The 12,608-nt window shown below is 72.8% G+C and carries 11 protein-coding genes; 4 read left to right on the forward strand and 7 right to left on the reverse strand.

The window, feature by feature from the left end; translation table 11 throughout:
- The first annotated feature begins 32 nt into the window (after positions 1-32).
- Complete coding sequence (gene pyk, locus ACIA5F_RS17095) at positions 33-1,463, forward strand: pyruvate kinase (RefSeq protein ID WP_399353627.1); 1,431 nt, start codon at positions 33-35, stop codon at positions 1,461-1,463.
- 123 nt (positions 1,464-1,586) lie between these two features.
- Here pyk and ACIA5F_RS17100 read toward each other — a convergent pair whose 3' ends face one another.
- The 4 genes from ACIA5F_RS17100 to ACIA5F_RS17115 form a co-directional block, all read right to left on the reverse strand.
- Complete coding sequence (locus ACIA5F_RS17100; RefSeq protein ID WP_399353629.1) at positions 1,587-3,044, reverse strand: hypothetical protein; 1,458 nt, start codon at positions 3,042-3,044, stop codon at positions 1,587-1,589.
- On the reverse strand, positions 3,034-3,588 hold the full coding sequence (locus ACIA5F_RS17105; protein WP_399353631.1) for a DUF6114 domain-containing protein: 555 nt from the start codon (positions 3,586-3,588) through the stop codon (positions 3,034-3,036). Before ACIA5F_RS17105 ends, ACIA5F_RS17100 begins: the two co-directional genes overlap by 11 nt.
- A gap of 249 nt (positions 3,589-3,837) precedes the next feature.
- Positions 3,838-4,476, reverse strand: a complete 639-nt coding sequence (locus tag ACIA5F_RS17110) for a DUF6230 family protein (protein ID WP_399353633.1) — start codon at positions 4,474-4,476, stop codon at positions 3,838-3,840.
- A 583-nt stretch (positions 4,477-5,059) separates the two neighbouring features.
- Positions 5,060-6,073, reverse strand: coding sequence for a tetratricopeptide repeat protein (locus ACIA5F_RS17115; RefSeq protein WP_399353635.1), 1,014 nt, complete (start codon positions 6,071-6,073; stop codon positions 5,060-5,062).
- A gap of 254 nt (positions 6,074-6,327) precedes the next feature.
- On the opposite strand from ACIA5F_RS17115, the gene ACIA5F_RS17120 reads away from it, so the two are divergent.
- Complete coding sequence (locus ACIA5F_RS17120) at positions 6,328-6,957, forward strand: TetR/AcrR family transcriptional regulator (protein ID WP_399353637.1); 630 nt, start codon at positions 6,328-6,330, stop codon at positions 6,955-6,957.
- A gap of 171 nt (positions 6,958-7,128) precedes the next feature.
- Here the strand turns inward: ACIA5F_RS17120 and ACIA5F_RS17125 are convergent, their stop codons facing one another.
- From ACIA5F_RS17125 to ACIA5F_RS17135, 3 genes are all read right to left on the reverse strand, one after another.
- A complete protein-coding gene (locus tag ACIA5F_RS17125; protein ID WP_399353639.1) occupies positions 7,129-8,841 on the reverse strand; it encodes a methylmalonyl-CoA mutase in 1,713 nt (570 codons plus the stop codon).
- 121 nt (positions 8,842-8,962) lie between these two features.
- A complete protein-coding gene (locus tag ACIA5F_RS17130) occupies positions 8,963-9,292 on the reverse strand; it encodes a DUF3817 domain-containing protein (protein ID WP_399353641.1) in 330 nt (109 codons plus the stop codon).
- 125 nt (positions 9,293-9,417) lie between these two features.
- A complete protein-coding gene (locus ACIA5F_RS17135) occupies positions 9,418-9,927 on the reverse strand; it encodes a MarR family winged helix-turn-helix transcriptional regulator (protein ID WP_399353642.1) in 510 nt (169 codons plus the stop codon).
- Positions 9,928-10,162: 235 nt separating this feature from the next.
- Here ACIA5F_RS17135 and ACIA5F_RS17140 point away from each other — a divergent pair, with 235 nt between their 5' ends.
- Together ACIA5F_RS17140 and ACIA5F_RS17145 are read left to right on the forward strand one after the other, a co-directional pair.
- Positions 10,163-11,194, forward strand: a complete 1,032-nt coding sequence (locus ACIA5F_RS17140) for an alpha/beta hydrolase (RefSeq protein WP_399353644.1) — start codon at positions 10,163-10,165, stop codon at positions 11,192-11,194.
- Between the two features lie 195 nt (positions 11,195-11,389).
- On the forward strand, positions 11,390-12,604 hold the full coding sequence (locus ACIA5F_RS17145) for a helix-turn-helix domain-containing protein (protein WP_399353646.1): 1,215 nt from the start codon (positions 11,390-11,392) through the stop codon (positions 12,602-12,604).
- Positions 12,605-12,608 lie beyond the last annotated feature (4 nt).

Consider the following 12,608-nt stretch of genomic DNA (forward strand, 5'->3'; position numbering starts at 1 on the left):
CCGCTTCGAAACAAACCGATAGGATCAGCTTCATGCGCCGTTCCAAAATCGTCTGCACCCTGGGCCCCGCCGTCGACTCGTATGAGCAGCTGAAAGCGCTCATCGAGGCAGGTATGAACGTGGCCCGCTTCAACTTCAGCCACGGTTCCCAGGCAGAACACCAGGAGCGGTACGACCGCGTCCGGAAGGTCTCCGAGGACACCGGGCGCGCGGTCGGCGTCCTCGCCGACCTCCAGGGCCCGAAGATCCGTCTGGAGACCTTCGCCGAGGGTCCCGTCGAGCTGGTGCGCGGTGACGAGTTCACCATCACCACCGAGGACGTCCCCGGTGACAAGTCCGTCTGCGGCACCACGTACAAGGGTCTGCCGGGCGACGTCTCCAAGGGCGACCAGATCCTGATCAACGACGGCAACGTCGAGCTCCGGGTGACCGCGGTCGAGGGCCCCCGGGTCCGGACCATCGTCATCGAGGGCGGTGTCATCTCGGACCACAAGGGCATCAACCTGCCGGGTGCGGCCGTCAACGTCCCCGCCCTGTCGGAGAAGGACATCGACGACCTGCGGTTCGCGCTGCGGATGGGCTGCGACATGGTCGCGCTGTCCTTCGTCCGTGACGCCGACGACGTCAAGGACGTCCACAAGGTCATGGACGAGGAGGGCCGCCGGGTCCCCGTCATCGCCAAGGTCGAGAAGCCGCAGGCCGTCGCCAACATGGAGGCCGTCGTCGACGCCTTCGACGCGGTGATGGTGGCCCGTGGTGACCTGGCCGTCGAGTACCCGCTCGAAAAGGTCCCGATGGTCCAGAAGCGGCTCATCGAGATGTGCCGCCGCAACGCCAAGCCGGTGATCGTCGCGACCCAGATGATGGAGTCGATGATCACCAACTCCCGCCCGACGCGCGCGGAGGCGTCCGACGTCGCCAACGCGATCCTCGACGGCGCGGACGCGGTCATGCTGTCGGCCGAGTCCTCGGTGGGCGCCTACCCGATCGAGACCGTCAAGACGATGTCGAAGATCGTCACGGCGGCCGAGGAGGAGCTTCTCTCCAAGGGCCTCCAGCCGCTGGTCCCGGGCAAGAAGCCGCGGACCCAGGGCGGTTCCGTCGCCCGCGCGGCGTGCGAGATCGCGGACTTCCTGGACGCGAAGTCCCTGGTCGCCTTCACCCAGTCCGGTGACACGGCCCGCCGCCTGTCGCGCTACCGCGCGTGCCAGCCGATCCTGGCCTTCACCACCGACGCGGGCACCCGCAACCAGCTCACCCTGAGCTGGGGCGTCGAGTCGTACGTCGTCCCGCACGTGGACAACACCGACTCGATGGTCGACCTCGTGGACGCGGAGCTGCTCAAGCTCAAGCGCTACAACGAGGGCGACACCATGATCATCACGGCGGGCTCGCCCCCCGGCGTCCCGGGCACGACCAACATGGTCCGCGTCCACCACCTGGGCGGCGAACCCCGCGCCTGACCCCGCTCCACCCCCGCCGCACCGCCGAGGGCGGCACCCCGACCGACCGGGGTGCCGCCCTCGGCACATCCTGACCCGGCCGGACCGGACGGCGCCGTGGGCGTGCCGCACCGCGGGGCCGGGCTACTCCGGGGGGCCGATGTAGTTCTTCAGGCCCGGGACGGTCAGGGTGCCGCCGAGCTGGCCCGCCTGGACGACCCGGACGTCGGTGAAGAACACGTACGGGACGTTGAGCGGGGGCGGACTGTACGGGGTGAACTCGATCGGGAGCACGCCGAGGAGGTTGCCCTTGAGGCTCTCGGTGTACATCGTCACCGTGGCGTCCTGGATCGTGGAGGTGGAGCCCGGACGCGACCTCAGGTGGGCGGTGTTCCGGCCCTGGCCGACCGTCTGGTGGAGGTCGTCGATGTCCAGCGCGTCCGCCGTGAACTTCAGCACCTTCTTGATCCTGCCGCTCGCCGTCCGCACCTCCACGATGCCCTGGTAGTCCAGGTTGTGGAGGACCAGCCGGGAGCTTTCGAGGTACCAGGGCTCGTCCGGCAGGAGCGGGATGCCCTGCTCCTGCCGGGCGTCCGCGAGGGCCTTCGCGTCGTAGGTCGGGCAGGGGTAGGGCTGTTTGCCGCCCGCGCCGGGCGTGGCCCCCGGTGTCGCGCCGGGCGTGGCCCCGGGAGCCGTACCGTTGCCGGGCCCGTCGTCCGCCGGGTCCTGCCCGGGCGGGTCGCCGCTCTCCTCGCCCTCGGGGGCGTTGCCGTCGGGGGCGTCCGGGTCCGGGGGGTCCCCGTCGTCCTCCCCGGGGCCGTCGTCCGCCGCGCCGCCCGTCCCGTCCTTCGGGACCGTCGCCGTACGCCTGACCTCGTCGGACAGTTCCCCGACCGCGACGCCCGCCCCGCGCGCCGCCTCGCGGATCGCGTCCGCCACCGGGTCCGCCACCGGGTCCGGGTCCGGGTCCGGTGTCCGCGGGGGCGTGGCGGCGGGTGTCGTCCGGCCGCCGCGCAGCGGCCTGCCGAGCGCGTCGAAGAGACCCCTGAGCGCCTCGCCGGCCCCCAGCGGGTCCCGCGGGTCCGCGGACCCGGACGCCGGCGGTGAGGTGCCCGGCGGGGAACCGGGGCCCGGTCCGCCCGCCCCCGGGCCGGTGGTGGCCGGTACGGGTTTCCCGGCGGGCGGTCGCGTCGCGGACGGGCTCGCCCCCGGCCTCGGCAGCACCACCGCCCCCGGTGAAGTGGCCGCGCCGGGCGGCCCGCTCGGCGACGGCTGCTTCGCCGCGCCCGGGGAAGGCCCGCCCGAGGGGGAGGCCGCCGGGGAGGACCCGGCCGGGGAAGGGGAGTGCGCGGGCTCGTCGGACCGCGTCACGCACGGCCCGGGGGCGAAGGGGAGCTCCTGGTCGTCCGCGACGGCGGGCCTCGGCGTCATGCTCATCCCGACGAACACGGCCGTCGGCATCGCGGCCAGCGCCATCGTCTTGCCGACCGGTATGCGGACCTTGCTCAGCAGCGATTTCCTGGGCGCCGCGTGCTGCGGCCCCCTGCTCTCACGGGACTCCGCGCCCGGGTCCGTCCCGGGCCGCGTCTCGTCACCCCGCACTGTTCCTCCCGCCGTCGGCGTGGGCAGTCGTTTCGCTCGCGTGTGCCGTTTCCGTTTCCGTCGTACGGGGAGCCGGGACGTCCCCGGGACCCGCCGTCGCGGCCGTCGCCCCCGCCGGGCCCGCCGTGACCTCCTCCGCCGGCCTGCCCGGGACCCAGGCCAGCGCCAGTCCGCCGCCGATCATGGAGAGGAAGAAGCCCATGAAGAAGCCGCCGAGGTTGGAGACCGGCAGGGAGACCAGCGCCAGCAGGATCGCGGCGACGCCCGCGAAGATCCGGATGGTCTGCTGGAACCAGAGGGCGAGGCCGAGGGTGATCAGCAGCACCCCGATGATCAGCGCGCCCGCGCCGCCCGTCGTGGCCATCGCGAGGCTGATGTTGCCCAGCCGGATGTCGGCGTAGGGGAAGTAGGCGATCGGGAAACCGCCCAGCAGGGTGAACAGCCCTGCCCAGAAGGGCCGCTCGCCGCTCCAGGCGTGGAAGCGGTAGTACACCCGGGTGAGCCAAGCGTCACGGGCGGCGTCGACCGGGGCCTGGGGGTTCATGGACAACAGCTCCCTGGGAACGGTGGTACGGAGAACCGGTGCCGTGACCGGAAAGGCCCGCGGACCCGCGGACCCGCGAACCTGTGGACCCGCAGACCCCCAGGTCAGAAGGTCTGCAAGCCCGAAGGACCACAGGGCCACAGGCCCGAAGGCCTGCCGGTCACGGCACCGGGTGGGCGCCCGGACGGGCGGCTGCCGCGGACCGAACCGCCCGCCCGCCTCCCCGTCCGGGCACCGCACGGGGACGAACTACTTCTCGTCCTCGTAGCACGGCTGGTCGCCGCTGAGCAGACGGAGCTTGAGGTCCGGCAGGGTGAAGGTACCCGCCGTCGTCGCCCACGCCTTCTGCCGGACCTTCGTCAGCACCGCGCGCTCGGCGCGCTGCGAGAAGGCGTACCGGTTCTCCACCGTGTGGGGCTGCGGTTTCGTCTTGTGGCTCTCGTCGCCGACCGCGACACCGATGTCCAGGTTGGTGAACTCGGCGTCGGCGTCGAGCTCGGCGACGTCCAGGTAGATGTTCTTCGCCACGGCCGGCTCGCCCTTGTGGCCGGTGCGGAGCTGGAGGGTGATGTCACCGAGCGGCGTCGGGGTCACCAGCGACTGGCACATGTTGGTGATCTCGGCGCGGCTGAACCCGGAGATGGTGACCGGGTGCTGGGCCGGGTCGCCCTTGAGGTCGTGCCCCTTGGCGATACCGCCGTACTGGATCAGGTTCTCGCCGTCGAGCTTGTCGGCCGAGACCTTGAAGTCCTGGCCGGAGACGCTGAAGGAGGCCGCGAGGGCTCCTTGCGCCAGACCTACACCGACCGCGGCGGACGCCGCGATGCTCGGCACCATGACGAGCGCGAAGCGCTTCCATCTGGTCCCGCCACGCATCTGAGAACTCATGTCGTTCCTCCGTCTCGGACGTACATCTCCGGTCCGGGCCCTGCCCGTCCTGGGATGGGGAGAAGTTCCACGTCCTCGGGAAGGAGCGCAGGGCCGGGGAGCGGCCGTGCCGCGTCCGGTACACCGGCGATCACCCCCGAGCGACAACCACTGGGCCGCGCGTCGGCGCGGCATGGAGGACAGGCCCCGCCGGCGCGGCGGGGACCCCCCTGTCCACGGCCGGTGCCACTGCCACCGGCCGGCCCGGTGGGGACCCCGCACCGCGGCTCCGGATGAGCGGCTCCGTGGGAAGGACCGAGCGTCGCCGATCGTGGTGCATTCCCGGCCGGGACACAAGGGGGTTCGTTACCGGCGGGTAACGCCGGGCTGATCCGGGCCCGTTCGGCCGTCACCGGGCGGCGACTCAGGGTGCCACCGCCGGCCACGACAGAACGGCGGAAGTCCCCGCACAGCAGACAGTTCACAGGGGTCGACTTACTCCGAGTAACAGCGGCCGCGATTACCAAGTTTTGGCAAAGCGCGGCCGCTGTTTATCTACGTGTCAACAAAACACCGGTGGGCGACGCCACGCCGGGGACGCTCCCTAGAACAGCACCCGCGCGAGGGCCGTACGGGCCGCCGTCACACGGGGATCGTCCGCCCCGATGACCTCGAACAGCTCCAGCAGGCGCAGCCGTACCGCGTTGCGGTCCTCGCCGAACGTCACCCGTACGGTGTCGACCAGACGCCCGAAGGCGTCCTCCACGTGACCGCCGACCAGGTCCAGGTCGGCCGCGGCGATCTGCGCCGCCGGGTCGGCCGGCTTCCCGGCCGCCGCCGCGCGCACCGCCTGCGGGTCCATCCCCTGTACGCGGACCAGCAGTTCGGCCTGGGCGAGGCCGAGCTTGGCCTCGGTGTTGCCCGGGTCGTCGGAGAGGACGTTCTTGTACGCCTGCACCGCGCCGCCCAGGTCACCGGCGTCCAGCGCGACGACGGCCGCCTCCAGCAGCGCGTCGTACGGGCCGGCCGGAACCTCGGCCGGGGCCGGGGCCGAGCCCCCCGGGGCGGTCGCCCCGGCGTCGGGGTCCACCTCGATCCCGATGATCCCGAACCGCTCCTCGGCGACCTGGACGAGCTGGGCGAGGGTCTCGCGGATCTGCTGCTCGGGGGCGACGCCCTGGAACAGCGGCAGCACCTGGCCCGCGACCACGGCGAAGACGGCCGGGATGCCCTGGATGCCGAACTGCTGCATCAGCATCTGGTTGGCGTCGACGTCGACCTTGGCCAGGACGAGACGGCCGTTGGCCTCGACGGTCAGGCGCTCCAGCAGCGGGCTGAGCTGCTTGCACGGCTCGCACCACTCGGCCCAGAAGTCGAGGACGACCGGAACCTCGGCGGAGAGCTGGAGGACATCGCTTTCAAAGCCCGCCTCGTCTACGTCGATGACGAGCGCGGACGGCGGCACACCGGCGGCGGACCCCGGGGCGGTCGCGCCCCCCTGGCCCGCCTGCCGGGCCTGTTCGGCACGGGCCTGCTCGGCCTTGGCCTTGGCCTCGCCGGCCGCCTTCACCGCGGCGAGGTCGACGACGCCACTCATGGACATGTTTCTGGGCTGCATGCGTACATCCTCCCCCGTGGGCGCGCGCCGACGAAAAAGACCGCCTGAATCACCCTGCTGGTGCGTGACCGGTGGTACGTGACGGCGCCGGGTCCCCACCTGGCGCCAGCAGCATTTCGCGTGGTTGTCGCTCTTACGCTACGGGCCGTAGCGTAACTCCTCCCGGACTTCTCCCGGCCGCGGACCGTGGCGTGATCTGAACCACAGTGACGTGACCCCCGGCGCCCCGGCTACCGGCCGGTAAGGTCACCGCCATGCGCAACCCCAGCCCCGCCGCCGGCCCCCCGACCGGTCGCACCGGCCGTCCCCGCAGCGCCGCCGCGGACGCCGCGATCCTCGCCGCGACCCGGGCCGCGCTGGTCGAACTGGGCTGGTCGAAGCTGACGATGGGCGACGTCTCGGCGCGGGCCGGGGTCGCGAAGACCACCCTCTACCGGCGCTGGGCGGGCAAGAACGAGCTGGTCGTGGACGCGGTGGCGGAGCTCTTCGACACGCTCGAACTCCCCGACCGCGGTTCCCTCGAAGCGGATGTCGCGTACGTGGTCCTGCGGTTCGCGGAGCTGCTGCGGCGCCCGGAGGCCCGTACGGCCCTGATGGCGGTGGTCGCCGAGGCCACCCGGGACGAGGCCCTGCGCGACCGCATCCGCTCGGCGATCGTGGACCGGCAGAAACGTCTCGTCGTCCTGGGGCGCGAGCGGGCCCGGCTGCGCGGGGAGCTGCCGCAGGAGACGGACGCCTCGCACGCGGGCCGCGCCACGGACCTGATCTTCGACGTGATCGCGGGCACGGTGGTGCACCGCGCCCTGGTCAGCTCCGAGCCGGTGGACGAGGTGTGGGTGGCCGCCTTCACCACCCTCCTGATGCACGGCCTCCGGGGCCGGTGACGGCCCGACGGACCTGCCCGCCGGACCTGCCCGCCGGGGCGCGGGCCCGCGCCACCGGGCCCGAAGCCCGGGGCCAGGCACCGGCAACGCGCGCGTGAGGCCGGTCATGGCGCCACCGCACAGGGCGCCATGACCGGCCTCGCGGCGGCGGGGACGGGGCCGGGGACGGGCTCAGAAGCCGGGCGGCTCCGTGTAGGTGCCCCACTCGTCCCGCAGCACGTTGCAGATCTCGCCCAGCGTGGCCTCCGCGCGCACCGCGTCCAGCATGGCCGGGATCATGTTCGACCCGTCCCGGGCGGCGGTCAGCATCGCGGCCAGCCCGGCCGCCACCTTCGCGTCGTCGCGCCGCTCCTTGCGCGCGGCCAGCTCGCGCACCTGGACCTGCTCGACCTCGTGGCTGACCCGCAGGATCTCCAGGTCCCCGGTGACCGACCCGTGGTGGACGTTGACGCCGACGACCCGCTTGTCGCCCTTCTCCAGCGACCGCTGGTACTGGAAGGCCGACTCCGCGATCTCCCCGGTGAACCAGCCGTCCTCGATGCCGCGCAGGATGCCCGAGGTGATCGGCCCGATGGGGTGGCGGCCGTCCGGGTGGGCGCGCGTCCCGCGCTCCTTGATCTGGTCGAAGATCTTCTCGGCCTCGGCCTCGATGCGGTCGGTGAGCTGCTCGACGTACCAGGAGCCGCCCAGCGGGTCGGCCACGTTGGCGACCCCGGTCTCCTCCATCAGCACCTGCTGGGTGCGCAGGGCGATCTCGGCCGCCTGTTCGCTCGGCAGGGCGAGGGTCTCGTCGAGGGCGTTGGTGTGCAGGGAGTTGGTGCCGCCCAGGACGGCCGCGAGGGCCTCCACGGCGGTGCGGACGACGTTGTTGTACGGCTGCTGCGCGGTCAGGGAGACCCCGGCGGTCTGGGTGTGGAAGCGCAGCCACATCGTCTTGTCGGCCTCGGCCCCGTACACCTCCTTCATCCAGCGCGCCCAGATCCGGCGGGCGGCGCGGAACTTGGCGATCTCCTCGAAGAAGTCGAGGTGCGCGTCGAAGAAGAAGGAGAGGCCGGGCGCGAAGACGTCCACGTCCATCCCGCGCGAGAGTCCGAGCTCCACGTACCCGAAGCCGTCGGCGAGGGTGTACGCGAGTTCCTGCGCGGCCGTCGCCCCGGCCTCGCGGATGTGGTAGCCGGAGACGGACAGCGGCTTGTACGCCGGGATGCCCTGCGCGCAGTACTCCATCAGGTCGCCGATGAGGCGCAGGTGCGGCTCGGGCTCGAAGAGCCACTCCTTCTGGGCGATGTACTCCTTGAAGATGTCGGTCTGGAGCGTGCCGTTGAGCACGGCGGTGTCGACGCCCTGCCGTTCGGCGGCGACCAGGTACATGCAGAAGGCGGGTACGGCGGGCCCGCTGATGGTCATCGAGGTCGTGACGTCACCGAGCGGGATGTCCCGGAAGAGGATCTCCATGTCGGCGGCGGAGTCGATGGCGACCCCGCAGTGCCCGACCTCGCCGAGCGCGCGGGGGTCGTCGGAGTCCCGTCCCATCAGGGTCGGCATGTCGAAGGCGACGGAGAGGCCGCCGCCGCCCGCGGCCAGGATCATCTTGTACCGCTCGTTGGTCTGCTCGGCGTTGCCGAACCCGGCGAACTGGCGGATCGTCCAGGTCCGCCCCCGGTAGCCGGTGGCGTGCAGGCCGCGGGTGTACGGGTACTCCCCCGGCCAGCCGATGCGCTCGAAGCCCTCGTACGCGTCCCCGGGCCGGGGCCCGTAGACCGGATCGACGGCATCGCCGGAGAGCGTGGTTCGTGTCCATTCCCTGGCGGCCTCGCGCTTGCGGGCCTTGTCGTACCGGGCCTGCCAGCGACGGCGGCCCTCCTCGATGGCGTCAGCTTCCATACCCATGAATTTACTAGGACGTCCTAGTAAATGTCGATGGCAAACCCCCGGGGACTCGCCCCGGGGGTGTCCGGCTCCAGCGCCGCGCGAGTACGGGAGCCGGAATCCGGCTCCGGTCCGGTCAGGCCCGCACGGTGACCGGGGAGCCCTCGATGAGGGGTTCGACATCGGCGCGGACGGTGCGCTCGACGAAGAAGGCGGCCAGCGGGATCGTCCCGGAGACCAGGACCCACAGCAGCTTGCCGAAGGACCACTTGGCCTTGGAGCCCAGGTCGAAGGCGAAGACCAGGTAGATCATGAAGAGGACGCCGTGCGTCTGCGAGACCGCGAAGGTCAGGCCGGCGCCGGTGTCGAAGCCGTACTTCGCCACCATGCAGGCACAGAGGATCAGGAGCATGACCGCGGTCACGTAGGCCATGACGCGGTAGCGGGTCAGCACGCTTCGTTTCATGCGTACGAGCCTAACCGCCCGGAATGTCCCCGCTGACCCGGGGAGCGGAGCGAGCCCGTCCGGCGCCCGCGCCCCACCCCCGGAGCCCCGCGGCCCCGGCCTGGAGCCCACCGCTCCTACCGCTCCTACCGCTCGTCGAAGTCCGCTGCGGCGACCCGCAGGGGCCGCAGCAGCGCGAAGATCTCCTCGCACTCCTCGGCGTCGTAGGCGCCGAGGCCGAAGTCGACCTCCATCAGGGCCTTGGTAGCGCACTCCACGACCTCGCGGCCCTTCTCGGTGATGGAGGCGAGGGTGCCGCGGCCGTCGTTCGGGTTGGGGCGCCGGGCGACGAGCCCGGACCGCACCAGGCGGTCCACCGTGTTCGTCACCGAGGTCGGGTGCACCATCAGCCGCTCGCCGATCTTCGACATCGGCAGCTCCCCCGCCTTGGAGAAGGTGAGCAGCACCAGCGCCTCGTACCGGGCGAAGGTCAGCCCGTACGGCTTGACCACCGCGTCGACCTCGCCCAGCAGGATCTGGTGCGCCCGCATGATCGAGGTGATGGCGGCCATCGAGGGCACCGGCCCCCAGCGCTGCTGCCAGAGCTGGTCGGCGCGGGCGATGGGGTCGAAGGGCAGGCTGAGCGGCTTGGGCACGGAGCAGACCCTACCGGGCGCCCGTCGGGCGCCGGGACCCGTCTCACACCTCGGCCCCCGGCCCCGTACGGGCGGGCCGTGCCGGGGTGACAGCCTGCGGGCCCGCGCCCCTGACCGGGGGCCGCGGGTCGGCCGCGGAGGGGCCGCGGAGGGGCTGCGGCCCGTGCCCGGCCGGTGGTTGACTGCCCCGCATGGACTTCGCGCACGCGTTCCCCGCCCGGCGGGACGGCCGGTCATGAGCACGGGCGCCGGCGGCCCGTCCTCGGAGCCCGGCCCCGCCCCGGCGGCCCGGCAGGCGCCCCCGTTCGACCCCGAGCTGCGGGCGGCGCTGGCGGCCTCGGGCGGCCGGGCCGGGGGGCCGCTCACCCCGGAGAACCTCGCGGCCCGGCAGGAGCGGGACGCCGCGGCCCGGCCCAGGCCGACGGTCCGCGACCTCCGGGCCGACGGCCGCTTCGAGGTGGACGAGGTCCGCGTGCCGGGAGCGCCGGGCGGGCCGGACGTCACGCTCGTGAGCGCCCGGCCCGCCGGGGTCACCGGGCCGCTGCCGCTGCTGTACTACCTGCACGGTGGCGGGATGGTCACGGGCAACGCGTGGTCCGTGCTCCCGCGGCTGCTCCGCGGATGGGCGCTCCCGCTGGGGCTGGCCGTCGTCTCCGTCGCGTACCGGCCGGCCCCGCGGACGCGGTACCCCGGAGCGGTGGAGGACTGCTGGGCCGGACTCGTCTGGGCGGCCGGGCACGCGGCCGACCTGGGCATCGACGCGGACCGCGTCGTCGTCGGGGGGAAGAGCGCGGGCGGCGGACTCGCCGCGGCGCTCGCCCTGCTCACCCGCGACCGGGGCGGCCCCGTACCGGTCGGGCAACTGCTCCTGTCCCCGATGCTCGACGACCGCGGCGCCACGTTCTCCAGCCACCAGATGGACGGCGCCGACACCTGGGACCGGACCTCCGGCGCGACCGCCTGGCAGGCCCTGCTGGGTGACCGGTACGGCGCGGCGGACCTGCCGCCCTACGCGGCCCCCGCCCGCGCCACGGACCTGTCCGGGCTGCCCCCGGCCTACATCGAGGTCGGGTCGGCCGAGACCCTCAGGGACGAGGCCGTGGCCTACGCCGACGCGATCTGGCGGGCGGGCGGCCGGGCCGAACTCCACGTATGGCCCGGCGCCTTCCACGGCTTCGACACCCTCGCCCCCGGGGCCGCCCTCAGCCGGGCCGCCCACCACACCCGCACCCACTGGCTCCACCGCCTCCTCACCCCCACCCACTGAGCCGGGCCGGGGAGGCCGGAGACGGGGCGGCCGGCCCGGCCGGTGGCAGGGCCGGCCGGATGTGCGCCGACGACGCGCTGTGCCTGACGTCGGACGAGCCGTCTCCCGAACCGCGCTGAAACTGTACGTGTGAGGTGGCGTGCGCGAAGCGGGGATCGCTGACGCCCCCGTACCGATCAGGCGTAGTTTCGGGGCATGGCTACTGAGCACCTGGGCGACCGCGTGGCCAGGCTGCGGCGCTTTGCTGACCTCACTCAAGAGGGACTCTCCGAACGGTCCGGCGTGTCCGTGGACGTGATCCGGAAGCTTGAGCAGCACCGGAAGCACAGCGCGCGCCTACCGACGCTGCATTCACTCGCCAAGGGGCTCGGTGTGGAGCTGACGGCCCTTCTGGGGGACCCGCCGGGAGTCCCGTCCAGTGGTGCGGCCGACCCGCCGCAGCTCGTCGCCGTCCGGCGCGCGATCATGCCGCCGTTGTTCGCTCCGCCCGTTGAACCGGCGGGGGCGGAACGGCTGTCCCTGTCCCTTCTGCGGGCCGAGCTGGCGGACGGCTGGACGCTCTACCACGCGGCGGAGTTCGGCCGCCTCATGGACGTGCTGCCGGGCATCATCGCGGACGCGCGCCTGTTCGCCGCGGCAGGGAACCCGGACCAGCGGGCGGCCGGACAGGCGGCGCTCGGCAAGGCTCTGCAACTCGGCGGACACCTGGCCATCCGTCTCGGTAAGACCGACCTCGCACTCTCGGCCCTGGAGCGGGCCTACGCCGCCGCCGGGGACTCGTCGGACCCGTTGCTCGCCCCGATGGTGTCGAACTCGGTCGCGTGGGCCTACCAGCGCCAAGCCCGGTTGGACGACGCCCGGAGCCTGGCCGTTCACGCCGCGGACGGGGTGGAGCGGGAGTACACGGGTACGTCGGAGGGTGTCCGCGTGTGGGGGGGGCTGCTGATGTCTGCGGCCACCTCGTACGCGCGGAGCGACGACTACGCGACCGCCAACGACATGATGGTGACGGCCGAGAAGGCGGCGGGCCGCCTGGCGGCGCTCCCGCCCCCGGTCGACGGCAAGCTGGTGTCGGTGTTCAGCCGGTCGTCGGTGCGCATCGAACGGGTCCGCCTGGCCGTGCAGCACGAGCGGCCCGAGGAAGCCTTGACACTGGCCAAGGACATACGGCTGAGCAAGGACATCCCTCCCTCGTGGCGGACATGGCTGCTGCTGGACGTGGCACGCGCGCACGCCGACACGGGGGACGCCGCCGGGGCCGTGGGAGCACTTGAGAGGCTACGGCGGGTGGCCCCCGGGTGGATGCGTCACCACACGCTGGCCGTCGCCGTCGTCAGCGACTTGTGGAACGGACCCGCACGACCGCCGGGCCTGCGCAGGCTCGCCGAGTTCCTCGGAGTCGCCGAGTAGCGTC

The organism is Streptomyces sp. NPDC051567 (assembly GCF_044454165.1).
GTDB lineage: Bacteria > Actinomycetota > Actinomycetes > Streptomycetales > Streptomycetaceae > Streptomyces.